Origin of the sequence: Pseudomonas saudiphocaensis, from assembly GCF_000756775.1 — a bacterium.
In the GTDB taxonomy this organism is placed as follows: Bacteria; Pseudomonadota; Gammaproteobacteria; order Pseudomonadales; family Pseudomonadaceae; genus Stutzerimonas; species Stutzerimonas saudiphocaensis.
Genome location: NZ_CCSF01000001.1, coordinates 440,702 through 465,733, shown reverse-complemented (window position 1 = coordinate 465,733; position 25,032 = coordinate 440,702). Strand labels below are relative to the sequence as shown.

At 60.9% G+C, this 25,032-nt stretch carries 24 protein-coding genes, 1 tRNA gene and 1 riboswitch; of the genes, 16 read left to right on the top strand and 9 right to left on the bottom strand.

The genetic code is table 11. The annotated features are described in order from the left end of the window. Positions 1 to 234: 234 nt before the first annotated feature. From nirB to BN1079_RS02275, 6 genes are all read left to right on the top strand, one after another. Positions 235 to 2,793, top strand: coding sequence for a nitrite reductase large subunit NirB (gene nirB, locus BN1079_RS02300; protein ID WP_037022031.1), 2,559 nt, complete (start codon positions 235 to 237; stop codon positions 2,791 to 2,793). After that, a complete protein-coding gene (nirD, locus tag BN1079_RS02295) occupies positions 2,793 to 3,167 on the top strand; it encodes a nitrite reductase small subunit NirD (RefSeq protein WP_037022030.1) in 375 nt (124 codons plus the stop codon). Before nirB ends, nirD begins: the two co-directional genes overlap by 1 nt. A 43-nt stretch (positions 3,168 to 3,210) precedes the next feature. Then, a complete protein-coding gene (locus BN1079_RS02290) occupies positions 3,211 to 4,023 on the top strand; it encodes a formate/nitrite transporter family protein (RefSeq protein WP_037022028.1) in 813 nt (270 codons plus the stop codon). Between the two features lie 18 nt (positions 4,024 to 4,041). After that, positions 4,042 to 5,760, top strand: coding sequence for a bifunctional protein-serine/threonine kinase/phosphatase (locus BN1079_RS02285; protein WP_037022027.1), 1,719 nt, complete (start codon positions 4,042 to 4,044; stop codon positions 5,758 to 5,760). An 89-nt stretch (positions 5,761 to 5,849) separates the two neighbouring features. Next, complete coding sequence (locus BN1079_RS02280) at positions 5,850 to 6,158, top strand: hypothetical protein (protein ID WP_037022025.1); 309 nt, start codon at positions 5,850 to 5,852, stop codon at positions 6,156 to 6,158. A 282-nt stretch (positions 6,159 to 6,440) separates the two neighbouring features. Then, positions 6,441 to 7,115, top strand: coding sequence for a TIGR04211 family SH3 domain-containing protein (locus tag BN1079_RS02275; RefSeq protein WP_037022023.1), 675 nt, complete (start codon positions 6,441 to 6,443; stop codon positions 7,113 to 7,115). An 11-nt stretch (positions 7,116 to 7,126) separates the two neighbouring features. Here the strand turns inward: BN1079_RS02275 and BN1079_RS02270 are convergent, their stop codons facing one another. The 4 genes from BN1079_RS02270 to BN1079_RS02255 form a co-directional block, all read right to left on the bottom strand. After that, a complete protein-coding gene (locus BN1079_RS02270) occupies positions 7,127 to 7,333 on the bottom strand; it encodes a DUF3079 domain-containing protein (protein WP_037022020.1) in 207 nt (68 codons plus the stop codon). 250 nt (positions 7,334 to 7,583) lie between these two features. Further along, on the bottom strand, positions 7,584 to 9,947 hold the full coding sequence (locus BN1079_RS02265; RefSeq protein WP_037026543.1) for a DNA polymerase II: 2,364 nt from the start codon (positions 9,945 to 9,947) through the stop codon (positions 7,584 to 7,586). Between the two features lie 56 nt (positions 9,948 to 10,003). Then, positions 10,004 to 10,909: a chemotaxis protein CheV gene (locus BN1079_RS02260; protein WP_037022019.1), complete on the bottom strand. Its 906-nt coding sequence runs from the start codon at positions 10,907 to 10,909 to the stop codon at positions 10,004 to 10,006. Positions 10,910 to 11,015: 106 nt separating this feature from the next. Then, entirely contained in the window at positions 11,016 to 13,133 is a 2,118-nt protein-coding gene (locus tag BN1079_RS02255; RefSeq protein ID WP_081950790.1) for a NosR/NirI family protein, read from the bottom strand. 145 nt (positions 13,134 to 13,278) lie between these two features. On the opposite strand from BN1079_RS02255, the gene BN1079_RS02250 reads away from it, so the two are divergent. Beyond that, on the top strand, positions 13,279 to 13,575 hold the full coding sequence (locus BN1079_RS02250) for a GNAT family N-acetyltransferase (RefSeq protein WP_037022018.1): 297 nt from the start codon (positions 13,279 to 13,281) through the stop codon (positions 13,573 to 13,575). Positions 13,576 to 13,638: 63 nt separating this feature from the next. Continuing rightward, positions 13,639 to 13,992 (top strand): YkgJ family cysteine cluster protein, encoded by a 354-nt coding sequence (locus BN1079_RS02245; protein ID WP_037022017.1) that lies wholly within the window; start codon positions 13,639 to 13,641, stop codon positions 13,990 to 13,992. A gap of 79 nt (positions 13,993 to 14,071) precedes the next feature. Here the strand turns inward: BN1079_RS02245 and BN1079_RS02240 are convergent, their stop codons facing one another. After that, positions 14,072 to 15,346, bottom strand: coding sequence for a D-amino acid dehydrogenase (locus BN1079_RS02240; protein WP_037022015.1), 1,275 nt, complete (start codon positions 15,344 to 15,346; stop codon positions 14,072 to 14,074). Between the two features lie 154 nt (positions 15,347 to 15,500). Then, a riboswitch (glycine riboswitch) is annotated at positions 15,501 to 15,598 on the bottom strand. 294 nt (positions 15,599 to 15,892) lie between these two features. Beyond that, the gene (locus BN1079_RS02235) at positions 15,893 to 17,293 is read right to left on the bottom strand and encodes a DegQ family serine endoprotease (protein WP_037022014.1); all 1,401 of its coding nucleotides are present in this window, start codon (positions 17,291 to 17,293) and stop codon (positions 15,893 to 15,895) included. A gap of 310 nt (positions 17,294 to 17,603) precedes the next feature. On the opposite strand from BN1079_RS02235, the gene BN1079_RS17680 reads away from it, so the two are divergent. Then, positions 17,604 to 17,780, top strand: coding sequence for a hypothetical protein (locus BN1079_RS17680; protein WP_171819278.1), 177 nt, complete (start codon positions 17,604 to 17,606; stop codon positions 17,778 to 17,780). A gap of 25 nt (positions 17,781 to 17,805) precedes the next feature. Here the strand turns inward: BN1079_RS17680 and BN1079_RS02230 are convergent, their stop codons facing one another. Both BN1079_RS02230 and BN1079_RS02225 read right to left on the bottom strand, forming a co-directional pair. After that, on the bottom strand, positions 17,806 to 18,981 hold the full coding sequence (locus tag BN1079_RS02230) for an MFS transporter (RefSeq protein WP_037022013.1): 1,176 nt from the start codon (positions 18,979 to 18,981) through the stop codon (positions 17,806 to 17,808). A gap of 125 nt (positions 18,982 to 19,106) precedes the next feature. Next, positions 19,107 to 19,196, bottom strand: a tRNA-Ser gene (locus BN1079_RS02225). A gap of 130 nt (positions 19,197 to 19,326) precedes the next feature. Between BN1079_RS02225 and BN1079_RS02220 the strand changes: the two genes are divergently transcribed. The 7 genes from BN1079_RS02220 (at position 19,327) to BN1079_RS02190 (ending at position 23,535) form a co-directional block, all read left to right on the top strand. Beyond that, entirely contained in the window at positions 19,327 to 19,992 is a 666-nt protein-coding gene (locus tag BN1079_RS02220) for a Bax inhibitor-1/YccA family protein (RefSeq protein WP_037022011.1), read from the top strand. 94 nt (positions 19,993 to 20,086) lie between these two features. Beyond that, positions 20,087 to 20,479 (top strand): sulfurtransferase complex subunit TusD, encoded by a 393-nt coding sequence (gene tusD / locus BN1079_RS02215; RefSeq protein WP_037022008.1) that lies wholly within the window; start codon positions 20,087 to 20,089, stop codon positions 20,477 to 20,479. After that, the gene (gene tusC / locus BN1079_RS02210) at positions 20,479 to 20,838 is read left to right on the top strand and encodes a sulfurtransferase complex subunit TusC (RefSeq protein ID WP_037022007.1); all 360 of its coding nucleotides are present in this window, start codon (positions 20,479 to 20,481) and stop codon (positions 20,836 to 20,838) included. The genes tusD and tusC overlap by 1 nt, the downstream gene beginning before the upstream one ends. Then, on the top strand, positions 20,838 to 21,140 hold the full coding sequence (gene tusB / locus BN1079_RS02205) for a sulfurtransferase complex subunit TusB (protein WP_037022006.1): 303 nt from the start codon (positions 20,838 to 20,840) through the stop codon (positions 21,138 to 21,140). Before tusC ends, tusB begins: the two co-directional genes overlap by 1 nt. Beyond that, positions 21,137 to 21,472: a TusE/DsrC/DsvC family sulfur relay protein gene (locus BN1079_RS02200; RefSeq protein WP_037022005.1), complete on the top strand. Its 336-nt coding sequence runs from the start codon at positions 21,137 to 21,139 to the stop codon at positions 21,470 to 21,472. Before tusB ends, BN1079_RS02200 begins: the two co-directional genes overlap by 4 nt. Beyond that, positions 21,469 to 22,449, top strand: coding sequence for a glycosyl transferase family protein (locus BN1079_RS02195; RefSeq protein ID WP_037022004.1), 981 nt, complete (start codon positions 21,469 to 21,471; stop codon positions 22,447 to 22,449). Before BN1079_RS02200 ends, BN1079_RS02195 begins: the two co-directional genes overlap by 4 nt. An 87-nt stretch (positions 22,450 to 22,536) precedes the next feature. Further along, positions 22,537 to 23,535, top strand: coding sequence for a glutathione S-transferase family protein (locus tag BN1079_RS02190; RefSeq protein ID WP_037022003.1), 999 nt, complete (start codon positions 22,537 to 22,539; stop codon positions 23,533 to 23,535). A gap of 43 nt (positions 23,536 to 23,578) precedes the next feature. On the opposite strand, the gene cysG is transcribed toward BN1079_RS02190, so the two are convergent. After that, entirely contained in the window at positions 23,579 to 24,973 is a 1,395-nt protein-coding gene (gene cysG, locus BN1079_RS02185) for a siroheme synthase CysG (protein WP_037022002.1), read from the bottom strand. Positions 24,974 to 25,032: the final 59 nt, after the last annotated feature.

The window sequence follows — 25,032 nt, the reverse complement described above, 5'->3', positions numbered from 1 at the left end:
TGTAACAAATATTGAGTTTTACCCTTGCCCTAAAAAAGGACCACGCACGGGCAGCTGCACTCATTTGGCCCATCACTCGTCCGCACACAGCCTCCTGAAAAACCACAGGTATCCCGCGCAAGTCGTGCCAGCTCTGGGCTGCAGCCGACTTTTCCAGGACTGGCACACAAGCTGCTATTTCCCCCTCAGCGATAGGCCGACGAATTTGGAACGGCTTCGATTGAGGATCAGCTTATGAATGCAAGCGTCACCCCGCCCACCCGAGAAATTTTGGTCATCGTCGGCAACGGCATGGTTGGTCACCACTGCGTTGAACAGCTGACCGCCCGCGGCGCGGCGGAGCGCTATGAGATTCATGCCTTCGGCGAGGAGCACCAGCGCGCCTACGACCGCGTGCATCTTTCCGAATATTTTGGCGGGCGCGATACCGACAGCCTGGCGATGTGCGAAGCGGGCTGGTACGCCGAACAGGGTGTGCAGCTACATCTCGGTGTACAGGTGCTGGAAATCGACCGAGCCTGCAAGGAGCTGGTGACCACGCAAGGACGCCAGCCTTACGACCGCCTGATTCTCGCGACCGGCTCCTACCCGTTCGTACCGACAATTCCTGGGGCCGAAGGCAGCGCTCGGCTGGTCTACCGCACGTTGGACGATCTCGATGCGATTCGTGCCGCCGCAGCCAATGCCCGCCGCGGCGTGGTGATTGGCGGCGGCCTGCTGGGCCTGGAGGCTGCCAACGCGTTGAAGTCCCTGGGGCTGGAGGCCCACGTGGTTGAATTCGCGCCGCGTCTGATGCCGGTGCAGCTGGACGAAGAAGGTGGTGCCGCGCTGAAGGCCCGGATCGAGGCGCTGGGAGTGGGCGTGCATCTGTCGCGCGCCACCCAGGCCATCGTCACTGGTGAGGAGCACGCCTGGCGCCTGGTTTTCAATGACGGCGAGTTTCTGGAAACCGATCTGGTGGTGTTTTCCGCCGGCATCCGTCCGCAGGACGCACTTGCCAAACAGGCCGGACTGGAGCTCGGGGCACGTGGCGGCATCGCCATCGACAACGCCTGCTGCACCAGCGATCCGGCCATCTATGCGGTAGGAGAATGCGCCGCCTGGAATGGCAGCCTGTTCGGCCTGGTAGCGCCAGGCTACAGCATGGCCCGCACCGCGGCAGCGCACCTGCTGGACGACACCCAGGAAGCCTTCACCGGCGCGGACATGTCCACCAAGCTCAAGCTGCTCGGCGTCGATGTCGGCTCCATTGGCGATGCCCACGGCGCCACACCAGGATCGCGCAGCTACCGCTTTATCGACGAGGCGACCGCCAGCTATCGACGCCTGGTGGTCTCGCCGGACGGCAAGCACGTCATTGGCGCTGTGCTGGTCGGTGACAACAGCTACTACGACACCCTGCTGCAATACGCACAGAACGGCATCAAGCTGCCCGAGGAGCCGGCCAGCCTGATCCTGCCGCAATCCGGCGGCGCACCGGTGCTGGGCGCTGCAGCCTTGCCGGATACCGCCACCATCTGCTCTTGCCACAACGTCAGCAAAGGTGCGGTGTGCTGCCAGGTCGAGGCCGGAGTTACCGACCTTGGCGAGCTGAAGGCGGCGACCAAGGCCGGCACCGGTTGCGGCGGCTGCAGTGCGCTGCTCAAACAGGTCTTCGAGCACGAGCTGGCCGCGCGCGGCGTTGCGGTGGACAAGAGCCTTTGCGAGCACTTTGCCCATACCCGCCAGGAGCTGTACGGCATCGTTCGCGTCGAAGGCATCCTCAGTTTCGACGAGCTGCTGGCCAAACATGGCCGTGGCGCCATCGGTTGCGATATCTGCAAGCCGACGGTGGGCTCGATCCTGGCTTCCTGCTGGAACCAGCCGATCACCGATCCGCTGCTGATCCCGCTGCAGGACACCAACGATACCTTCATGGCCAACATGCAGAAGAACGGCACCTATTCGGTGGTGCCGCGTATCGCCGGCGGCGAGATCACTCCTGACAAGCTGATCGCTCTGGGAGCGGTGGCGAAAAAATACGACCTCTATACCAAGATCACCGGCGGCCAGCGTATCGACCTGTTCGGCGCCCAGTTGCACGAACTGCCGGAGATCTGGGGCGAGCTGATCGAAGCCGGCTTCGAGACCGGCCACGCCTACGGCAAATCCCTGCGCACGGTGAAATCCTGCGTCGGCAGCACCTGGTGCCGCTACGGTGTGCAGGACAGCGTCGGCATGGCGCTGCGCCTGGAAGACCGTTACAAGGGCCTTCGCGCACCGCACAAGATCAAGTTCGGCGTCTCCGGCTGCACTCGCGAATGCGCCGAGGCACAGAGCAAGGATATCGGGGTGATCGCCACCGAGAGCGGCTGGAACCTCTACGTCGCCGGCAACGGCGGCATGCGCCCGCGTCACGCCGAGCTGTTTGCCACCGACCTGGACGATGAAGCCCTGGTGCGCATCATCGATCGCTTCCTGATGTTCTACATCCGCACCGCCGACAAGCTGCAGCGCACCTCGGTCTGGCGCGAGTCCCTCGAAGGCGGACTCGACTACCTCAAGGCCGTGATCCTCGACGACAGCCTGGGCCTGGCGGCCGAACTGGAAGCCCAGATGCAACAGGTGGTCGATCTCTACGAATGCGAATGGGCCAACGCGCTGAAGGACCCGGAGAAGCTCAAGCGCTTCCGCACCTTCGTCAACGACCGCCGCGGCGACCCCGATATCCACTTCGTCAAGGAGCGTGGCCAGCGCCGCCCTGCCCGCGCCAATGAACTTCACCTGATTCCCGTCACCGAGGAGATGCTCTGATGAGCCAGTCCAATGCCCTGCGCCTGCCATCCGTCGAATCCAGCCACTGGCACACCCTGTGTAGTCGACGCGACCTGGTCGCCAATTCCGGCGTAGTCGCCTGGCTGGATGGCAAACAGGTCGCCCTGATTCACCTGCCCCACGGCGATGCCGGCGAACAGGTGTTCGCCGTCGAGAACCGCGATCCCAAATCCGGCGCCAACGTCATCGGACGCGGCATCGTCGGAAAGCTCCAGGGCGAGCTGGTGATCGCTTCCCCCTTGTACAAGCAGCACTTCAGCCTCACCGACGGGCGCTGCCTGGAATACCCCGACCAGCAGCTGCAGGTCTGGCCCGCGCGCCTGAACGGCGACGCGGTGGAAATCGCTGTCTGAGCGCACGGCAACGCGCACCCAAAACCCTAAAGAGAAGCCAATCATGTCTTACATCATTCCTGCGGAATTCGTCACCAAGATGGTCGACGCCGGCGAGTCGAAGATCTTCATGTCCACTCGCGACACCCTGATTCGAGCCTTCATGGCCGGCGCGATCCTGGCCCTGGCTGCCGTGTTCGCGGTAACCGTGACCGTGCAGACCGGCTCGCCGTTGGTCGGCGCGATGCTGTTTCCGGTCGGTTTCGTAATGCTTTATCTGATGGGCTTCGATCTGCTCACTGGCGTTTTCGTACTGGCGCCATTGGCGCTGCTGGACAAGCGCCCCGGCGTCACAGTGAACGGTGTGCTGCGCAACTGGGGGCTGGTATTCCTCGGCAACTTTGGCGGCGCGCTGACCGTGGCCATCATGATGGTGTTCGTCTTTACCTACGGCTTCTCCGCCGAGCCGGGTGAAGTGGCCAAGCGCCTCTCGCACATCGGAGAGGCCCGAACCCTGGGTTATGCGGAGTACGGCGCAGCCGGCTGGGCGACCATCTTCCTGCGCGGCGTGCTGTGCAACTGGATGGTGTCCATGGGCGTGGTCGGCGCGATGATCTCCACCACCGTCGGCGGCAAGGCCATCGCCATGTGGATGCCGATCATGCTGTTCTTCTACATGGGCTTCGAGCACTCGGTGGTGAACATGTTTCTGTTCCCGGCCGGACTGATGATGGGCGGCGACTTCTCGGTCATGGACTACATGCTGTGGAACGAAATCCCCACTGCCCTGGGCAACCTTGTCGGCGGCCTGGCATTCACCGGCCTGACGCTCTACACCACCCACATCAGAACCGCGCCGAAGCGTGCCTTCAACTGAGTGAGGTCAGCTGGCCCAATGAGTCAACTAAGCATCTCGCTGGGCCAGCACAGCGATCAAGGTTGCAAGGACTGCAACCAGGATTTCCACGGTGCCTGGTTGCCGGACGAACCGCAACTCACCAGCAAGGGCATCGCCCTCGCCGTGGCGGACGGCATCAGCAGCAGCGCCGTCGGCCATATCGCCAGCGAAGCCGCAGTGAGCGGCTTTCTGGCCGACTACTACTGCACCTCGGATGCATGGTCGGTAAAGACTTCCGCACAACGGGTGCTGATGGCCAGCAACTCGTGGCTACATGCCCAGACTCGACAAAGCCAGTATCGATACGACCGTGACCGCGGTTACGTCTGCACCTTCAGCGCCCTGGTGCTCAAATCCAACACGGCGCACCTCTTCCACGTTGGTGATTCGCGCATCTACCGTGTCCACGGCAAGGCGCTGGAACAACTGACCAACGACCACCGGGTCTGGCTCTCTGCGAGCCAGCATTGCCTGAGCCGCGCGCTTGGGGTCCATGATTCGCTGGAAATCGATTACCGCACCGAGCCACTGGCGGTCGGCGACGTCTTTCTCCTGGCCACCGATGGCGTTTACGACTACGTCAGCGCGGTTTTCATCACCGAGACCATCGAGCAGCATCCGAATGATCTGGATGCGGCCGCCCGGCTGATCATCGCTGAGGCCGTCAGCAACGGCAGCCCGGACAATCTCACGCTGCAGATCGTACGCATCGATACGCTGCCGACGCTGGCAGCCGATGAGCTGTACCGGCAGCTGACCGAGCTGCCCTTCCCGACAGTGCTGGAAGCCGGCGCGACCTTCGATGGCTATCGCATTCTGCGCCGCCTGCATGCCAGTAGTCGCAGCCATATCTATCTGGCACGTGACGAGGAGAGCGGCGCAACGCGGGTGATCAAGACGCCGTCCATCGACTTGCGGGAGGATGCCGCCTATCTCGAGCGCTTTCTCGCAGAGGAATGGATCGCCCGGCGCATCGACAGCCCTTATGTGCTCAAGGGCTGTTCGCAGCAACGTCCGCGCAACTTCCTCTATACCGTCAGCGAGTTCATCGAAGGGCGCACGCTCAGACAGTGGATGATCGACCATCCCCGCCCTGACCTGGAGGCGGTACGCGGTATCGTTGAACAGATCGCCAGTGGCCTGCGAGCCTTTCACCGGCAGGAAATGCTGCATCAGGACCTGCGCCCCGAGAACATTCTGATCACCCCTACCGGCACGGTGAAGATCATCGATTTCGGCTCGGCGCGGGTGGCGGGGCTGCTGGAAATCGCCTCGCCCATTGCCCGCATCGACCTGCTGGGTACGGCCCAGTACAGCGCACCGGAATACTTTCTCGGGGAAAGCGGTACAACCCGCTCGGACCAGTTTTCCCTGGCCGTCATCACCTATGAGATGCTCAGCGGCAAGCTGCCCTACGGCACCCAGGTGGCCCGCTGTCGCTCCCGAGCGGCACAGCACAAGCTCAACTATCAGCCGATTCGTGAGCAGAGTCTCGATGTTCCTCCATGGATCGATGGCGTGCTGCACAAGGCGCTGCATCCCGATCCGTACAAGCGCTTCGAAGATCTATCGGAGTTCGTCTTCGAACTGCGCCAGCCGAGCCAGGCCTTTCTCGATAGAAGCCGACCGCCCTTGCTGGAACGCAATCCGGTGCGGTTCTGGCAGTTGCTGTCGCTGTTCCTCGCCATCGCACTGGCCGCAGCACTGGTGCGCTGAAAAGGCGAGCTCACCACTGATCCGCTCCGCGCTGCCGGGCCCCGCTGCCCGTGGTCATATGACCGACGCGTGCCATTTCCGGAGCCCACATGTACCTCACACAGCTACTGCTGCCGCTCTACGATAACGACGGCAAGGACCTGCCAAAGGCACTGTTCGCCGAGGTTCGCGATGAGCTGACTCAGCAGTTCGGTGGGCTGACCGCCCATTCCCGCGCGCCCGTCGATGGGCTGTGGCAGGAAAACGACAGCCATGCCGTACGCGATGATCTCATCATCTACGAGGTCATGAGCGATGAACTCGATTACGCCTGGTGGAAGAGTTATCGCGCTTCGCTGGAGAAGCGTTTTCGCCAGGAGCAGGTACTGATCCGCGCGCACCTGATCGAAATCCTGTAGCGGGCAATGCTCGTTTCCGGTGATAGCGACGGATAAAGATCGCTTCGGCGTTTACCAATGTTCGACGCCAGGGAACCTTCGGTTTCGTGCGCTGTCATTCCTGACTGCAGTGTGACGGGCTGCAGGCTAAATCTTGGGAGAAAACATCCTCCTGTCGCCGCATCAACGCGCCTGCCCGTTGACTCATCGCAGCACGCTGCAGAGAAATCTCACTGGCTCCGGGTCCGCTTTCGCGCAGGCCTGCTCACATCGCCTTCATCATTTTTCAACGCGAAGATCATCATGTTCCTATCCCGTCATCTGCTTGCCCTGCTCTCCCGCCTTTCTTCGCCTTCTCGACACAACGCCTTCCGCGCCGGCGTCCTGAGTACGCTATTGGCGGTCATCGCACCGGCCCATGCGCAGCAGGCGGACAATGATCGCTGGGTCAGTGACAGCCTGGCCACTTACGTACGCAGCGGCCCCACTGATGGTTACCGGATAGTCGGCACGCTCCGCTCCGGGCAGAAGGTCGAGCTGCTGCAAAGCAGTGGCGACTACAGCCAGGTTCGCGGTGAAAACGGCGACCGCGTATGGATTCGTACCAGCGATCTGCAGGACGTACCCGGCCAGGCAGAGCGTCTGCCGCAACTCGAACAGCAGGTTGCCGAGCTCAGCGAGGAACTGCGCACCATCGATGACAGCTGGAAGACCCGCGTGCAGGGCATGCAGGAGACCCTGGACTCACGCAAGGCGCTGATCGAAGAGCTGGAGGCACGCCGCACCGCGCTCGACGAAGCGCTCACGGCGACCCAGGCGGAACTGCGCGAAACCCAGGCGAAGCTGGGCGACGAGAATAATCAGTTGCTGATGCGTTACATGGTCTATGGCGGCAGCATCGCCGGTGCGGGCCTTCTGGCCGGGTTGATCCTGCCGGCGCTGACCCGGGGCCGCAAGCGCAACAGCGGCTGGGTCTGATTGGGAAAGTCTCAGGCGCGCTTGCGCTCAGGATTGTCGCTGGCGATCAGGTCGCCCCAGTCGCCGTGCAGATACCAGTCTTCACCGATCATCTCCGATGGATGCTGGGTGCGATCGGCGCCGTTGCCACAGGCGAGCGCATCCGCAGGGCAATAGCGGTCGCAACCCCAGCAGATGCGTTCTGGATGTGGCGGGTTCAGCGGAAATTTCTTGGCCATGGCAACCTCGACCTGCGCCGATGAGTGCCGTCAGGTTACTCCCCGTGCCGAGGGCGGAAACTTGACCACACTCAAGAAAGGCACCAACCAGTAGGAGCGAACCTGTTCGCGAGCTTTTCTCCGCTCCGTACCGGCCCACAGAGCAAAGCTCGGGGCCTGGGCGCTCCCACACGAAGCGCACTTGATCGGGTGTAGAAACCGAATTCGTTCGGCGAGCACGCCACCCCTTCGGCACAGAGGAGCGCACAGCTCAGAACAACCCCAACTGCTCGTCGATCAGGGCGCTGAAGCTGTCATCCACGAACGGCAGGATGGCATCGGCGATGGGCTGCAGCTGGCGGGTTACGTAGTGATCGTAATCAACGGCCGCGCGGCGCACCTCCAGCGGTTCCGGGCCTGCAAGGGTCATCACATAGCTGATCCAGCCACCGCTCTGGTACTGCCGAGGCCGGCCCTGCTGCAGGTTGTACTCATCGGCAATCCGCGCAGCGCGCACATGCGGCGGCACATTGCGCTGGTAGTCATCCAGCCGACGCCGCAAACGCTTGCGAAATACCAGCAGCTCGTCCCGTTCACCTGCCAGAGTGCTGCGCACATAGTCGCGCACATAGTCCTGATAAGGCTCGCGCAGGAAAATGCGCCGGTAGAGCTCCTGCTGAAACTGCTGAGCCAACGGTGACCAGTCCGAGCGAACGGTTTCCAGCCCCTTGAACACCAGCCCTTCGCTGCCGTCAGGCTGGGTGATCAGTCCGGCATAGCGCTTCTTGCTGCCCTCCTCCGCACCGCGGATGGTGGGCATGAGGAAACGCCTGAAATGGGTTTCGAACTGGATTTCCAGCGCGCTGTTCAAACCGAACTCCTGCTGCAGGTGCGTTTGCCACCACTGGTTGATATGGCGCACCAGCGCCCGACCGATCTGCTCGGCCTCCGCGTCGCCGTGCGCGCGCTTTAGCCAGACGAAGGTCGAGTCGGTATCGCCGTAGATCACGCGGTAGCCCTGAGCCTCGATCAGCTCGCGCGTCCGCCGCATGATCTCGTGGCCCCGCAGGGTAATGGACGAGGCCAGGCGCGGATCGAAGAAACGACAGCCGCTGGAGCCGAGTACGCCGTAGAAGGCGTTCATGATGATTTTCAGCGCCTGGGAAAGCGGCTGGTTGCCCTCACGCTTGGCGGTCTCACGACCCTGCCAGACGCGCTCGACAATGGCCGGCAGGCAATGCCGCGTTCGTGAGAAGCGAGCCCCGAGAAAGCCTGCCACCGAGTCACTGTCCGCCGGATGACGCATGCCCTCGACCAGCCCCACCGGGTCGATGAGAAAGGTACGGATAATCGACGGATAAAGGCTTTTGTAGTCCAGCACCAGCACCGATTCGTAGAGGCCTGGCTGCGAGTTCATGACAAATCCGCCGGGGCTGGCCTGCGGTGGTCGCGCCCCCAGGTTCGGCGCGACGAAGCCCTTGCGGTGCATCAGGGGAATATACAGATGCTCGAACGCGGCCACCGAGCCGCCACTGCGGTCTGCGGGCAAACCAGTGACCGTGGCGCGTTCCAGCAGAAAGGTCAGCAGCTCGGTCTTGGCGAAGATGCGCGTGACCAGTTCGCAGTCCTTTAGGTTGTAACGCGCCAGCGCCGGCTTGTCCTCGGCAAACATGCGGTTGATTTCATCCATCCGCTGATAGGGCGTGTCGATGGCCTTGCCTTCGCCGAGCAGCGTTTGCGCGACACTTTCCAGGCTAAACGAAGGAAAGCTCCAGGTCGCCGAGCGCAACGCTTCTATACCGTCGATGACCAGCCGCCCCGCTACCGAGGCGAAGAAATGGTTGCGCCCGCCGCCATGCTCGCGCCATCCCATTTCCTCACCGCCCCGGCCCAGACGCAGCGGCACCTGATAACGCTGTGCCTGCTCACGCAGCACGCGCAGATCGAACTGCACCAGGTTCCAGCCAATGATCGCATCGGGATCATGCAGCGCCATCCAGTCGTTCAAGCGCTCGATCAGTTGCTTGCGGCTATCGCAGTACTCCAGCTGGAAATCCACCTCGCCGTCATCCCCGTTGGCCGGGCCGAGCATGTACACCTGTCGCTGACCGCAACCTTCAAGGGCAATGGAATACAGCTCGCCCCTGGCCGTGGTTTCGATATCCAGCGAGAGCAGTTTCAGTTGCGGGCGGTAGTGCGGCGCCGGCCTGACCTTGGCCTTCGCCAGCACGCCATCGATATCCGGCACACCAGTGAAGCTGACCGGCGCAGTGATAAAGCGCTCCATCAGGTAGCGCTCCGGCGGGCGAATGTCGGCTTCGTAAACATCCAGCCCTGCCTGGCGCAGGCGCTTTTCAAGGTTCATCAGCTGACGATGCTGGCGACAGTACAGGCCGACCACCGGACGCTGATCAAAGTCGCACAAATCGAGGGGGCGCAACTCCACGTCGCGCTCGCCCTTGAGCAAGGCCCGCGCCTGCTCGCACTGTTCAACAGGAAGGAAGGCCACCGAGGTCTGATTGGGCACACGAATCCTGCGCGGCCCCGTATCGGTCGCCAGCCAGAACTCCACCTCGGTACCCGCAGCCGTGTCGCGCCAATGCCGGGTCAGGACAAAACCCTGCTGTAGTTCCACCGCTGCCATCCTCAATCTGCGTAGCAGCACATTCTACGTGGCATTGGCTTAGCGCATCAGACCTCGGCGCCCTCGCCCAGGTGAATCGTCCGGGCTGCCTGGAGCATGCACTTGGTGATTTCCGGCGGGGAGAATTTGGTCAGAATGGCATTGGCCCCAACCGCCCTGGCCTTGTCGGCGCTGATGGTGCTGTCCAGGGAGGTATGCAACAGCACGTAGATACTGGCGTGATCCGGATGGCTGCGCAGCAGCTGGGTAAAGGAATAGCCGTCCATTTCAGGCATTTCGATATCCGAAACCACCACATTGATCGCCTCGGCGGTGTCTTTCAGGCGGTCGAGCGTCGCCAGACCTTCGCGAGCGCTACGCACTGCATGACAGGTGATGCCCATCTTGCTCAGGGCCGCCAGGGACATGTGCAGTGCTACCTGACTGTCATCGACGATCAGTGCGCGGGTTTTTCCGAGCAGCTGAGCGTCCTGGTCATCGAGCTCGGACATATCGGCTTCGACCGGCGCCGGCACGATATTCAGCAGCACCTTTTCCACATCGAGGATCTGCACAAGCTGGCCATCAATTTCCGCCGCACCGGTGATAAACGAATTGGCGCGGGTACCGTAGGGCGGCGGCAGAATCTTCGACGAGGGGATGTGCACGATCCTCACCACCGACTGCACGTGCAGTCCCTGCTTTGAGCGGCTGAACTCGGTGACGATCAGGCAGCCACCCTGGGCGTCCTGCAATGGCGGCATGCCGATGGCCATGCTCAAGTCGATTACCGACAACGGCTGGCCACGCAAGGTAGCGACACCGCGCACATGGGGATGCGACTCCGGAAGGCGGATCAGCCCCGGAGTCGGAATGATCTCGCTGACCTTCAACAAATTGATCGCCATTTGTTTGCCGCTACGCAGCGTGAACAGCAGAAGCGACAGGGAGCCGGTGGCCGATAGATTGTCCATGCATAGTCCTGTGGAGAAAGCCGGTTCGTCACCGGGAAGTCATCTCGATTCAGGATCTTATCGGCTGGGCTGGCGATTTCTTCAGGCGGCCTAGGGTACTTTCATCTCATGTGCTCGGTAAGGCGGCATCGGTGGCGATCAGGTCCGTCTGTTTGCCAGTTTTGTAGGCCTTCTTGCGGGCGCTGATGCTGGCCACACACTGGTCCTCATTGTTGAGGATGACGATGCATTCCAGGCACTGAATGCATTCGTCATAGTCGATGCGACCATCCCGCCGAATGGCGCCGATTTCGCAGTGGTTTCGGCAATGCTGGCAGGGCTTGCCGCAGGCATCGATGCGCTTGAGCCAGGAGAACAGCCGCAAGCGACCGAGCACTGCCAGCCCGGCGCCCAGCGGGCAGACGTAGCGGCAATAGAACTTGTGCACGAACAACCCAAGCCCGAGCAGCGCCAGCGCATAGAGCACGAACGGCCAGGAGCGCGCGAAGAACAGCGTGATGCTGGTCTTGAACGGCTCCACCTCCGCTAACCGCTCGGCCAGGGTCAGCGAATAGAAGGCCACCGGCACCAGGCCGATGAGGATCAGGTACTTGAGCCACTGCAGACGCAGGTGTGTGCGTTCGGAGATCTTCCACTGACGAATACGCAGGCGCTTGGCCACCCAGCCGAGCATTTCCTGCAGCGCGCCGAAGGGGCACAGCCAGCCGCAGAACACCCCACGCCCCCAGATGAATAAGGTGACGAAGGTGAAGCTCCAGAGAATGAAGATCACCGGGTCCATCAGAAATACCCGGATATCAAAATCCTTCGCCAGCGCCAGCAACAGGGTGAAGATGTTGACCACCGACAGCTGGCCCTGGGCGTACAGACCGATAAATACCAGGGTGAACAGCAGAAAACCTGCGCGGAACAGATGAAAGGCCCGACGTTCCCGGCTGATGCGGTGCTGCCAGATAAACACGCCGGTGAGCACGATCAGAGAGAGGCCGAGCAAACTGACCTGCCACCAGCGTTCCTGCCACATGCGCAACCAGATCGGAACAGGCTTGGCCGCCTCGACCGGTTCCAGAATATCGAACAGCTCTGGAGCAAGCGGGAAATCGCGGGTAAAGCTGGCGTTGTTTTCCACCAGGTGGTTGCGCTGCAGCTGGGCAATCAGCCGCAGCTGGGTACTCTCCGCCGGGTTGAAGGCGGCATGGGCCTTGATACGGAATACATTCGCCTCAGCCTCTTCAATGGGCGAGTTGAGTACATCCAGCACCGCGCCGTTATTGAAGTTCATGTCGTGCAGCTCGATGGCATGCTCGTTCTGCACCAGCACGATCCGGTTGGGCGCCGTGGCCGGGATGAAATCCTCGGGTACGTGAGGGTATGTACCGGACGACACCACCAGCACGGCCTGCTCACCCGGCTTGAGTTCCTCACTGAGCCGCTGGAAGCCTGCCTCTCCCAACAGATTGCGACCGATGATTGGCGCATTCAGGTAGGCGAAATACATGTCGGTGAAGGCCGGCTGATCCAGATCCAGCTGCGGATAGCCATCGAGTTCATGCCCGATGGCGGCCTCAACTTCCTCTTGCGACAGCGTCCAGCGCTGAACCAGCCCGCGCTCTAGCAGCTGGCTCCACTCAAGCGGTTCGTAGACATCCATCTTCGGGGTGGCCAATGGGCTGCTGGCGAAGTCTTCCAGCAGCTGGCGTGCGACCGTCAGTGCCGACAACAGAACCGTCTCGTTGAGAATGACCACCGACACCGTGGCCTTGCTGACGTTATCAATGCGCGTGACCGATTCGCCCTCGGCGGCGCCCTGCCGTCCACCAACGATGATCGGCTTGCTGATGGTCTTTTGGCGGTACTGGTCGACGAAGTCCAGCAACGATCGCTCGCCCAGACCGTGCAGAAATACCGGCTCGTGATGCTCAAGTACCTGGACTCCCGCCAGCACACCCTGCGGGTCCATGCCGATCAGCAGCCGTATTGGCTTACCGGAAAACCCCTGTAGGTTCGAGTAGTCATTGGATTCGAAGGCATAACCGATCAGTTCGTCCAACTGGAATACGCTATAAACCGGAGGTTGCTCCAACTTCGGCTCGATCCGCGTAGCCTTGGGGAACAGCTGCATGATCCGCGCATCCATTTCCTGGGCGTGTAGCGACGGGCTGAGCAAAATGCACAACAGCAAAAGCGCGCGCATGTAAAACGGAAGGCTGGCGCTACGTGTCATCGAGGACCTCGAACCTTGTTCCAGTTCCTCCCATGCTATCCAGCAGCCAGACCTGCACCATGCGACTTGCCGGTCGATGAGGCAGTACTTCAGTGCAACCCAAGGTCTATCTGCAAGACAGAACGCCACTCACGAGGACAGCCACATGAGCCATCCAGAGGCAAAGGTTCGGCACGACGAAGATCAGCAGCGCTACGTCCTGGAAATCGAGGGACAGGCCCTGGGCTTTGCGCAGTATCGCGCGGAGGGCAAGCGCATGGTTTTCACCCACACCGAAGTTGACGACAGCCTTTCCGGTCAGGGCATGGGCAGCCTGTTGGTTCGTGAATCACTCGACGATGCCCGCCGGCGCGGCATGGGCATCGTGCCGATTTGCGAGTTCATCGCGGCCTACGTGAAGAAGCATCCGGACTGGAACGACATCATCGAACAACCCGCCTGAAGTCCACCAGGGCGACTTCAAGGGGTACCATGGCCGGCCCAACGGCCCGGAAATCAGCGTCCAATGGACCGCACCAATCGCAAGATCGATCAGCTGAGACGCCAGATTCCCAGCTTTGCCTGTGAGCCCGGTTGTCATGACTGCTGTGGCCCGGTGACGGCCTCATCGGAAGAAATGGCGCGCCTGCCCCATAAGAGTGATGCCGAACACGACGCCGCGCTGGCGCACTGGAACTGTGTGCATCTCGGCCCGCATGGCTGCGAAGCCTATGACGAACGCCCGCTTATCTGCCGCCTGTTCGGCACCACCGCCAGCCTGCCCTGCCCGCGCGGCTGCGGGCCGAAAACACCAACCACGCCGCAGGTGGAAAAACAGGTGCATCAGCTGATCGCCAGCACGCGCCAAGTGCTGGTATGACGGCTTTTGCCGAACACGGCCCACAAGCGAAAACCCCGCCTTTCGGCGGGGTTTCAGAGATGGAACGAGACGGCCTTTATCAGGCCACTGATGTCTGCCGAGCGGAAGAAATGGGAACGACAACCGCCTCAGGCAAACCCAGCGACTGGCCCACCACATCGCCAATCATGTCCGCAGTGACGGCACTCAGCGTCCAGCCCAAGTGGCCGTGGCCGGTGTTGTAGAACACACAAGGTGACTTGCCGCGCCCGACCTTGGGCATCATGTTCGGCATCATCGGACGCAACCCGGCCCATGGGACGACGCTCTGGGTGCTGACACCTGGGAAACACTCGTTCACCCATTCCACCAGCGGGCGAATGCGGTCGGCACGAATGTCGCGGTTGTAGCCGTTGAACTCGGCAGTTCCTGCAACCCGGAAACGGTAGTCGCCAAGACGGCTGGTCACCAGCTTGGTTTCATCATCCAGCAGGCTGACCGTCGGCGCGGCAGCACGGCTGGCTTCGTCGGTAAGGTTGACGGTAATGGAATAGCCCTTGACCGGATAGATGTTCACACGGTCACCCAGCTGGGCAGCCAGCGCACGGCTGGCCGTACCGGCGCAGATCACCATGCCATCAAAATGCAGGGTTTCTTCGCCACTGGCGTTGCCGATGGTTACGCTGGCCTGCTTGCCATCTGTCGACACGCGCTTCACGTCCTGGCCATAGCGGCAATCAACACCAAGGCGAACGGCTGCGGCTGCCAGACCATTGGTAAACAGGTGGATATCGCCGGTGGAATCGCACTCGGTGTAGTAACCGCCGTAGTACTGCCCGGCCAATGTAGGCTCGATGGCACGCATTTCGTCCGGGGTCACGCTGCGGCGCGGCAGGCCACCGGCAGCCAACAGCTTGGAAACCTCACCGGCATGATTGAAGCTGGCCTGATCCCGATAGATATGCAGGATGCCAGCCTTCTTCAGATCAAAGTCGATGCCCTCTTCCTCGGCCCAGGCAAACAGATGCTCACGCGCCGCAATCGCCAGGCGCGCTGTTTCGGTGGTGTTATGGCGGTATTGGGAGATGGACGCGATGAACTCGGCGAACCAGGAAAGCTTGTGCCAGCTGGGCTTGGGATTGACCAGCAACGGCGCATCGCTCTTGAGCATCCATTTCATGCCCTTGACGATGGTCGACCAGTGGTTCCAGACCTCGGCGTTCGATGCGGAAAGCTGGCCGCCGTTGGCGAACGAGGTTTCCATCGCGGCATAACGGTGCTTTTCGAAAAGGGTGACGTTGAATCCGCGCTTGGCCAGCGCATAGGCCGTAGTGATACCTGTGATACCACCACCAATGACAGCGATTGTTTTCATTGTGTCGCTCCAGAACGTCATAGGGATTGGAACCCACCCGCAATATGCGAATAAGGCGCCCCCTCTGTCCTGGACCTGAGAGTTTTCGCGAGCGTACTCGCTTGCTCCTTCGGTGCGCCCGGCTGACGAATGCCCGGCGGCTCTTCAGAGTTCAACAGCAGTATCGGTCCTTTTGCCTGAGAGTTTCCGGGGCGGTTGCTCCTTCGGCGCTGTTTGCGGCCATGCCGTTACAGTCTCTCCCGATACCACATCACGCAGCTGCATTAGCAGCTCTGCAGAACACCCTGTCCCGCGCATTTTTTTGTAGCGCAGGACGGACTGCTCAAATTATTTCCCTGTGTTTCTACAGCAGGCTTGTAAGAAAAGATAGCCCAGAAGAATTTGGGTCGATAGTCGTACTTTTGGCTAGCGGGCTGGAAAGCGCATGTACTGGGCAATACACGGCCAAAAGCTTTGCAGATTGAAGAAATGAACCGGGCTCAATCACGAGCCCGGTTCTTTATTACAGACACAGGAATTGAGGTTCCGAGCGCAATTCTAGGACTACTACCTCGGCAGGCGGAAGGTAATGAAACTTGCCCGCCCCTGACGCAACACCCTCATTGACACCGAGCGATTGTGCGGCAGCTTTTCAACGACCTGACTGAAGGTCTTTACCGAATCAATGGCCTGGTTGTTCAGATGGGTGATCACGTCACCCGGGCGCAGGCCGATCAACGCTGCCGGCCCACTGCCGATTTCGCTGATTACCACTCCACCTTCCAGATCAAGAGCCCGCTTCTGCTCGGCATTCAACGCGCTCACCGTCACGCCCAGGCGATTGTCGCTGAGCTTGCCCGAGCCATTGGCCGCAGCGAGGGTCTGCCCCTCATCCGGCAGTGCACCGATCTTCATCTTGACGTTCTTGCGACTGCCATCGCGGATTACCTCGAACCTGACCGTGGTATCGGGTTTCAGCGCGCCGACCTGGTGTGGCAGGTCTCCGGACCTGTCGATGGACTTGCCGTTGATACTCAAGATCACGTCACCCACCCGCAGCCCACCCCTGGCCGCTGGCCCGCCATCCATCACCTGCGCCACCAGGGCGCCAGCGGGACGTTCCAGCCCAAAGGACTCGGCCAGATCCTTGTTCACATCCTGGATCACCACGCCGAGCCAGCCACGGCTGACCTTGCCATCTTCACGCAGCTGATTGGCGACATCCATCGCTACGTCGATGGGAATCGCGAATGAAAGGCCCATAAAGCCTCCAGAACGCGTGAATATCTGCGAATTTATCCCCACCACTTCGCCATCCAGGTTGAACAGCGGACCACCGGAGTTGCCCGGATTAATCGCCACGTCCGTCTGGATAAAGGGCACATAGCTTTCGTTGGGTAGGCTACGGCCGATGGCGCTCACCACGCCTGCGGTCACGGTGTGATCAAAGCCGAACGGTGAGCCGATGGCGACCACCCACTCGCCAGCCTTGAGCTTTTCCGAATTGCCCAGTTTCACCGTCGGCAGGTTATTGCCTTCGATCTTCAGCACGGCCACATCACTGCGCGGATCAGCGCCCACCAGTGTCGCCTGCAGTTCGCTGCGGTCCGGCAGGCGCACGATGATTTCATCGGCATCGGCCACCACATGATTGTTGGTCAGGATGTAACCATCCTTGGAGATGATGAAGCCTGAGCCCAGCGACTGCCCTTCACGCCGCCGATCCGGTTGCTGCGGTATGCGGCGTTCGAAGAATTCACGGAACATGGGTGGGATGCCCTCAAGATCGGGCATTTGCGCGGATGCACCGCGCACCGGCTGGTTTTGCCGGGTGCTGATGTTCACCACCGCCGGCGAAGCGTCCTCCACCAGCGGCGCGAAATCAGGCAATGCGGCCTGGGCAACGAGCGCCTGCCCGAGCAGGACGAAACCCGCTACAACGGCCAGGAAATGACTGCGAAGAAACATGATCGTTGATCTCCCGACGTGAGTATTTGATTGATCCGCCCGGACAGGCCGGGCAAACAAGCCAAGAATCTCTGGCTATCCCGGCGGCGACAAATGCCGACCGCTGAGGCGCCTCGGACAAATGTACGACAACCACAGTCAGCTTCGTGTGAAGTGGATGTAAAGGGAACGTAAGCTCTCGCTGCGATCCGAAAACACATTCTCCACTGTCAACAGGCTGTAACCCGGACCGGGCAATCTCTGCAGCATGGAAGGCCAGGACGGCCGGCGCAGGGATGCGATCCCTTATTCGCCCAAACGAGGAGACGCCATGAACAGCAAGACACTGGAAAATCTGGTCCGTCAAGCCGCACCCAGCACCCAGCCGCCGCTCGAGACCTGGAAGCAGCGCCGCAGAGGTAAACGTGATTATCGTCCCTGTGCTGCCGCGCTGGTTCGCCGCGCTACGCTGGATGCCGGGGTACAGGCTGCCGAAGGCTGGGGATAGCTTCCGCGCTCAACACAGCCACCATTCAATTGGCGGCCCTTAGTTCCTGCAAACGCAGCGCCCAGACGATCGACAGGCTGCCGACGGCCACCAGCGCGGCGCCGAGAAAAGCGTTCTGCAAGCCGATCCAGCTTGCCAGCCCACCCATCACCAAACCCGACATCCCCAGGGCGAGGTCGAAAAACATGGCAAAAACGCTTAGGCCGGAACTACGACTGGCCTCTCCCACCCTGGCCACTACCGCTACACCCAACGCCGGATAGAGCAGCGACAGGCCACACCCGGTCAAGGCGGAGCCGGCCAGCGCTCCACTTGGCGTTTCAGCCAGCCAGAGCATCATCAGCCCGAGAATTTCCACTGCCAGGCAAGCCAGCGCGACCCTGTAGCCGCCCACTCGATTGACCAGATCACGGCTCACCAAGCGTGTCGCGATAAAGGCAAAAGCGAATGCTGACAGACACCATGCAGCCCCCTCCCAACCGCGTGCACTGTAGTACAGCGCAATAAAAGCGGTCAGGGTTCCGTAGCCGACAGTAGCGAATGCCAGGCTGAAACCGGGTGGCGCGACCTTCCACAAGACCTTGCCGAAGGGCAGCCGCTCGCCAGGAGCAATCGGTGCCTCACCGCGGCGCCAGGCCAGCGCAAGTCCCGTTATCGCCAGCAACATGGTGATGGCTCCCAGAGTCCATATCCCTAGGGATTGAGTCATGAAGACGCCCAGCGGAGCGCCGATCCCGACCCCGCCGTAGGCGGCGACACCGTTCCAGGAAATCATTCGCGCGGTACTTTGCGGGCCAAGCCGGTTAATGCCCCAGCTGATGGCCGAAATCCCGATCAGGCTCTGCGCACAGCCAAGAACCAGGCGACTCGTCAGCATCGCGCCAAGACTTAGCAACGGCCAGCCCTCCAGCAAAGCAGCAACCAGCAACATGGCCCCGCTGATCAGACTGCAGGTCATGCCGACCAGCAACGCCCTGCGCGCGCCCCGCTCATCCACCAAACGACCCGCCAGCGGACGGCACAACAGCGTGACCAGGTATTGCAGCCCGATTACGCCCCCGGCCACAACGGTGCTGAAGCCGAGGCTTTCGTGGATGTAGCCCGGTAGCGAAGCCAGCGGAATGCCAATGGAGATGAATGAAATGAAGCTGAAAACCACTAGCGAGAGAATGAAAGAGGTATCTCTTGCAGAAGCTTTCATAGCGGACATCGATAGGCCTGCCTGACGTGTGAGGGTAAGTCTGATCTATCCTGGACCACCCAAGACCATTTTCATCCCACAGAAACGCCGAAGGCCCCGGAATACGGGGCCTTCGGTTCGCGATATGGCGGAGGAGGTGAGATTCGAACTCACGGAAGAGTTTCCCCTTCGACGGTTTTCAAGACCGTTGCATTCAACCGCTCTGCCACTCCTCCGCAGAGAGCGGGCGCAATAGTACCGGAACGAAACACACTGTCAAACTCTGTTGTCAGCTGTGAAGAAAAAGCTCTGTTATGATCCAGGGCAATTCGTCTCTGGCTGAATACATCTACTAGGAGTGTCGCCATGCAGCAACAGTACGCATCTACGCACACGCAGGTTGAACAACGGGAAGTCAGCCGTGTATTGCGCAATACCTATGGCCTGCTGGCCCTCACGCTGGGCTTTAGCGCTCTGGTGGCTTATATGGCCATGCAGGCCGACGCCGCCTACCCCAACATCTTCGTAGTGCTGATCGGCTTCTACGGTCTGTTCTTTCTTACCGCGAAGCTACGCAATTCCGTTTGGGGCCTGGTTTCCACATTCGCCCTGACCGGTTTCATGGGCTATACACTCGGCCCGATTCTAAACATGTATCTGGGCCTTTCCAGCGGCGGCGAACTCATTGCCTCTGCTTTGTCGATGACTGCCCTGGTGTTCTTTGGCCTTTCTGCATTCGTGCTGATCACCCGCAAGGACATGAGCTTCCTGAGCGGCTTTATCACCGCCGGTTTCTTTGTCCTGCTGGGCGCGATGGTTGCCAGCTTCTTCTTCCAGATCAGCGGCCTGCAACTGGCGATCAGCGCCGGCTTCGTGCTGTTCTCCTCGGTCTGCATCCTCTACCAGACCAGCGCCATCATCCATGGCGGCGAGCGCAACTACATCATGGCCACCATCGGCCTGTACGTTTCGCTGTATAACCTCTTCATCAGCCTGTTGCAGTTGATGGGCATCATGGGTGGCGACGACTGATAGAAACCAGCCTGCCAGACGATCAGCCCGCTTCGGCGGGCTTTTTCGTTTCTGCCGCTGGCGTATCATTGTTGCCCTGTTATCAAGGTGCCCCATGAAATTCGTTATTGCTTTACATGCCCCCGCCCACTCTCCCGCCTCCCGGCGCGCCTTGCGATTTGCCGAGGCGGCGCTTGCCGGTGGCCACGAGATCGTTCGACTGTTTTTATATCAGGATGGGGTGCATAGCGCTTCGGCAAATATCGTCTCCGCACAGGATGAACTCGATATCGCCAGCCAATGGAGCCAGTTCATCCAGGCGAACCAGCTCGACGGAGTCGTCTGCATTGCTGCCGGCCTGCGTCGTGGCGTGCTGGATGAGCAGGAAGCCAAACGCTATGGGCGACCCGCCGGCAACCTCGCGTCAGGCTGGGAGCTTTCCGGGCTGGGCCAACTGCACGAAGCAGCGCAGCAGGCCGACCGCCTTGTCTGCTTTGGAGGTCACTGATGGCCCGTTCGATGCTGATCATCAGCCGCCAGTCACCCTGGTCAGGCCCCTCGGCCCGCGAGGCACTGGATATCGTGTTGGCCGGCGGTGCTTTCGAGCTGCCGCTGGGCCTGCTTTTTCTCGATGATGGTGTATTTCAGTTGGCCCCCGGCCAACAGGCGGCGTCTGCCCAGCAGAAAGACCTCACCGCCAATCTTCAGGCATTGCCGCTGTTCGGCATCGAAGCGCTGTACGCGGCCAAGCGCAGCCTTGACGAACGGGGACTGTGCGAGGCCGACCTTGGACTACCCGTCGAGGTGCTGGGCGACGATGCTCTGCGCACACTTATCAACCGTTTCGACCATGTGGTTACCCTCTGATGGCTACCCTGCATCTACTTTCGCATTCGCCGTTCGCTGACAGCCGCCTCTCCAGCTGCCTGCACTTGCTGAGTGTCGGTGATGGGCTACTGCTCAGCGGTGACGCCGTCTACGCTCTGCAGCCCGGTACTGCCCAGCGCCAGGCACTGGAGCTGTTGCCGGAGGGTATCGCCCTCTTCGCTTTGGACGAGGACATCGCGGCACGCGGGCTAAAGGATTTGCCCAAGCAGCTGCGACAGGTCGATTACCCCGCCTTCGTCGAACTCTGCTGCCGCTACGCGCGGACCAATGCCTGGCTATGAGCGACCTCATGGTGGGCGGTATGGCGATTGCCACCGATAAGGAAGGCTATCTGTTGGATCTGGGCGACTGGAGCGAACCGGTGGCACAGGCACTGGCCCAGGCCGAAGGCCTCGATCTGCAAAACGAGCATTGGGAAATCCTGCTGTTGCTGCGCGAGTTCTATCAGGAGTTCCAGTTGTCCCCGGCAACTCGTCCGCTGATCAAGTATGTCGCACTGAAACTTGGCCCGGACAAGGGCAACAGCATGCACCTTAACCGTCTATTCAAGGGCACACCTGCCAAGCTGGCCGCCAAACTGGCGGGCCTGCCCAAACCGAGCAACTGCATATGAGTATCGTCACGCCTGCCGAACATCCCTTTGCCGTGTTCGTGCGCATCCTTGGCAAAGGCAAGCGCGGCGCCCGCGACCTGACCCGCGAAGAAGCTCGCGAAGCCATGGGCATGCTGATCGACGGCAAGATCGAAGACACTCAGCTGGGCGCTTTTCTGATGTTGCTGCGGCACAAGGAAGAGAGCGCCGAAGAGCTCGCAGGCTTTACCGAGGCGGTACGCGAACGGCTCCACGCTCCGTCAATCAGCGTGGACATCGACTGGCCGACCTATGCCGGCAAGCGCCGCCATCTGCCTTGGTATCTATTGGCAGCCAAGTGCCTGGCGCAAAACGGCGTTCGCATTCTGATGCACGGTGGCGGCGCCCATACGGCGGGCCGGTTATATAGCGAGCAACTGCTGGGGCTGCTGGATATCCCTCGTTGCGAGGACTGGAACGCCGTTGCCCATGCACTCGACACCGGTCAGTTGGCCTTCATACCGTTGGCCGCGTGGATGCCCGCTCTGCAACGCATGATCGACCAGCGCAATGTTCTCGGGCTGCGCTCGCCAATTCACTCGCTTGCGCGCATTCTCAATCCCCTGGGCGCGCGCTGCGGCCTGCAAAGCATTTTCCACCCCGGCTATCAGCCCAATCATCGCGAAGCCAGTCGCCTGCTGGGCGACAACAGCATCGTCATCAAGGGCGAAGGCGGCGAAATTGAAGTCAATCCGGACGGAGCATCCCATCTGTACGGCACCACGGCTGGCGTGGCTTGGGATGAAGAGTGGCCTGCCCTTTCGCCTCAACGCCATGTAAAACCCGCGCAGCTCGACCCGCAACATCTGCTCGCCGTATGGCGCGGCGGCGAAGATGCCTATGGCGAACTGGCGGTTGTTTCAACCATGGCGCTAGCCCTTCGCGGTCTGGGACACCCCCGCGAGGCGGCTTTCGAACAGGCCCGACAATACTGGGCGCAGCGAAACCCATCGCTTTGATCGATGGGTTTCATCCGACATTAGCCGCCTTCGTTCGAACCTTGCCCCCTAAACTGTCTCCAAGACATTTGCACTTGGGAGACGATCATGGGACTTCTGATTGACGGGCAGTGGCACGACCGCTGGTATGAAAACAGCGACGGCGGAGAGTTTCAGCGAGAACAGGCCCAGCGCCGCGACTGGGTCAGTGCTGACGGCTCAGCTGGGCCGGGCGGTCAACGCGCCGTCAAAGCGGAAGCCGGGCGCTACCACCTCTATGTTTCACTCGCCTGCCCTTGGGCTCACCGCACACTGATCTATAGAAAGCTCAAGCAGCTGGAATCACTGATCGATGTTTCAGTGGTCAGCTGGCTGATGGCAGAAAACGGCTGGACATTCGACAAGAGCACAGGCTCCAGCGGCGACGCGCTGGGCAGTCTGGAGTTCCTGCATCAGCGTTACACCGCCGATGATCCGGACTACACGGGCCGGGTCACAGTCCCTTTGCTTTGGGACAAGCAGGAACAGCGCATCATCAACAACGAATCCTCCGAGCTGATCCGCATCTTCAATAGCGCCTTTGATGCGCTGACCGGCTCGAAGCTGGACCTGTATCCCGAGCCATTGCGCGCCGAAATCGACAGCCTCAACGAGCGAATTTATCCAGCCGTCAACAATGGCGTCTATCGCGCGGGCTTTGCGACTACTCAGAAGGCTTACGAAACCGCTTTCGACGAAGTTTTCAGCGAACTGGACTGGCTCGAGCGGCGCCTCGGTCAACAACGCTACCTGGCTGGTGAGTTTCTGACCGAAGCGGATTGGCGACTGTTTACTACCGTGGTGCGCTTCGATGCCGTTTACCACGGCCATTTCAAGTGCAACCTACGGCGCATTGAAGACTATCCCAACCTGTCGAGCTGGCTGCGCGAGCTGTACCAGTGGCCGGGCATCGCCGAAACCGTGGATTTCACCCATATCAAGAGTCACTACTACGTGAGCCACCGCCAGATCAACGCCAATGGCATAGTCCCCAAGGGCCCGAAAGTGGAACTGGAGCGTGCCCATGATCGAGAGCGGCTGCCGGGCAAGGGTATCTGGTCGCGCTAACGGGAGAGGCTTTCAGTCCTCCGAGGGCTGAAAGCCTCAGCAGTCAGTCGCTCGCCTCACGACCTTCGAACCAGGCGAGCTTGTCACGCAGCTGCACCACCTCACCGACGATGATCAGCGTTGGCGCCTGTACCTGCTGATTTGCAATACGCTCGGGAAGATCGGCCAGCGTTCCGGTAAAGACACGCTGGTTGCTGGTAGTGCCCTGCTGAATCAAGGCGACAGGCGTATCGGCAGCGCGACCATGAGCGATCAGCCGCTGACAGATCAACGGCAACCCTACCAGGCCCATGTAGAACACCAGCGTCTGGCTTGAAGCCACCAGTTCCGACCATGGCAAATCGCAACTACCATCCTTCAGATGCCCGGTGACGAAGCGCACAGATTGCGCATAGTCGCGATGGGTCAAGGGAATGCCCGCGTAGGCAGCGCAGCCACTGGCAGCAGTAATGCCGGGTACCACCTGGAAGGGTATGCCATGGGCGGCCAGCTCCTGGATTTCCTCGCCGCCACGGCCAAAGATGAACGGGTCACCGCCTTTGAGGCGCAGTACCCGCTTGCCTTCCTTGGCCAGCGATACCAGCCGCTGGTTGATCTGCTCTTGCGGCAAGGCGTGCTCTGCGCGTCGTTTGCCCACATAAATACGGTCTGCATCGCGGCGACACAGATCGAGAATGGGCGGCGCTACCAGGCGGTCATAAAGCACCACATCAGCCTGCTGCATCAGGCGCAGGGCGCGGAAGGTCAGCAGGTCTGGATCACCAGGCCCGGCGCCGACCAGATAGACTTCGCCCAATGCCTTGGAGCCCGAACCGGCAAGTTTTTCCGCCAGCAGGCGCTCCGCCTCGTCAGTACGCCCGGCCAGCGCCTGTTCGGCGATATTGCCTTGGAATACCTCCTCCCAGAACACGCGCCGCTGTTGAACATCGGCGAGTTTCGCTTTGACCTGGGCACGGAATATTTTTGCCAGTCCGGCCAATTGCCCGTAGGCGGCAGGAATCCAACTTTCAATACGCGCGCGCATCAGCCGCGCCAGCACCGGAGCGTCGCCTCCACTAGAGACTGCAATCATCAGTGGAGAGCGGTCGACGATGGCCGGAAAGATCACCGTGCACAGCTGCGGCGAATCCACCACATTGACCGGAATGCCAAGGGTGCGGGCATCTTGCGAAACAAGGGCGTTCAGGGACTCGTTATCCGTGGCAGCGATAGCCAATACACAACCACCCAAATCGCCATCGGCATAACCGCGAAGCAGCGACTGCCCGCCGCCCTGCTCAACCAGTTCAGCCAGCTGTGGATCAATCTCGGGTGCAACGACGCGAAGGACCGCACCCGCCTCGGACAGCAGCCGGGCCTTGCGCAGAGCAATATCGCCCCCGCCTACGACCAGCACCAGGCGGCCTTTGAGATTGTGGAACAGCGGAAGGTAATCCATGCGGCTTTATCCTGATACCGGCAACTAGGTTAGGGCATCACAGCCTTCAGTGCCGGTCC

Bases quoted from the DNA above. Each gene is read 5' to 3' on its own strand.
- nirB (WP_037022031.1), top strand. From the start codon at position 235: ATGAATGCAAGCGTCACCCCGCCCACCCGAGAAATTTTGGTCATCGTC.
- nirD (WP_037022030.1), top strand. From the start codon at position 2,793: ATGAGCCAGTCCAATGCCCTGCGCCTGCCATCCGTCGAATCCAGCCAC.
- BN1079_RS02290 (WP_037022028.1), top strand. From the start codon at position 3,211: ATGTCTTACATCATTCCTGCGGAATTCGTCACCAAGATGGTCGACGCC.
- BN1079_RS02285 (WP_037022027.1), top strand. From the start codon at position 4,042: ATGAGTCAACTAAGCATCTCGCTGGGCCAGCACAGCGATCAAGGTTGC.
- BN1079_RS02280 (WP_037022025.1), top strand. From the start codon at position 5,850: ATGTACCTCACACAGCTACTGCTGCCGCTCTACGATAACGACGGCAAG.
- BN1079_RS02275 (WP_037022023.1), top strand. From the start codon at position 6,441: ATGTTCCTATCCCGTCATCTGCTTGCCCTGCTCTCCCGCCTTTCTTCG.
- BN1079_RS02270 (WP_037022020.1), bottom strand. From the start codon at position 7,333: ATGGCCAAGAAATTTCCGCTGAACCCGCCACATCCAGAACGCATCTGC.
- BN1079_RS02260 (WP_037022019.1), bottom strand. From the start codon at position 10,909: ATGGACAATCTATCGGCCACCGGCTCCCTGTCGCTTCTGCTGTTCACG.
- BN1079_RS02255 (WP_081950790.1), bottom strand. From the start codon at position 13,133: ATGACACGTAGCGCCAGCCTTCCGTTTTACATGCGCGCGCTTTTGCTG.
- BN1079_RS02250 (WP_037022018.1), top strand. From the start codon at position 13,279: ATGAGCCATCCAGAGGCAAAGGTTCGGCACGACGAAGATCAGCAGCGC.
- BN1079_RS02245 (WP_037022017.1), top strand. From the start codon at position 13,639: ATGGACCGCACCAATCGCAAGATCGATCAGCTGAGACGCCAGATTCCC.
- BN1079_RS02240 (WP_037022015.1), bottom strand. From the start codon at position 15,346: ATGAAAACAATCGCTGTCATTGGTGGTGGTATCACAGGTATCACTACG.
- BN1079_RS02235 (WP_037022014.1), bottom strand. From the start codon at position 17,293: ATGTTTCTTCGCAGTCATTTCCTGGCCGTTGTAGCGGGTTTCGTCCTG.
- BN1079_RS17680 (WP_171819278.1), top strand. From the start codon at position 17,604: ATGAACAGCAAGACACTGGAAAATCTGGTCCGTCAAGCCGCACCCAGC.
- BN1079_RS02230 (WP_037022013.1), bottom strand. From the start codon at position 18,981: ATGAAAGCTTCTGCAAGAGATACCTCTTTCATTCTCTCGCTAGTGGTT.
- BN1079_RS02220 (WP_037022011.1), top strand. From the start codon at position 19,327: ATGCAGCAACAGTACGCATCTACGCACACGCAGGTTGAACAACGGGAA.
- tusD (WP_037022008.1), top strand. From the start codon at position 20,087: ATGAAATTCGTTATTGCTTTACATGCCCCCGCCCACTCTCCCGCCTCC.
- tusC (WP_037022007.1), top strand. From the start codon at position 20,479: ATGGCCCGTTCGATGCTGATCATCAGCCGCCAGTCACCCTGGTCAGGC.
- tusB (WP_037022006.1), top strand. From the start codon at position 20,838: ATGGCTACCCTGCATCTACTTTCGCATTCGCCGTTCGCTGACAGCCGC.
- BN1079_RS02200 (WP_037022005.1), top strand. From the start codon at position 21,137: ATGAGCGACCTCATGGTGGGCGGTATGGCGATTGCCACCGATAAGGAA.
- BN1079_RS02195 (WP_037022004.1), top strand. From the start codon at position 21,469: ATGAGTATCGTCACGCCTGCCGAACATCCCTTTGCCGTGTTCGTGCGC.
- BN1079_RS02190 (WP_037022003.1), top strand. From the start codon at position 22,537: ATGGGACTTCTGATTGACGGGCAGTGGCACGACCGCTGGTATGAAAAC.
- cysG (WP_037022002.1), bottom strand. From the start codon at position 24,973: ATGGATTACCTTCCGCTGTTCCACAATCTCAAAGGCCGCCTGGTGCTG.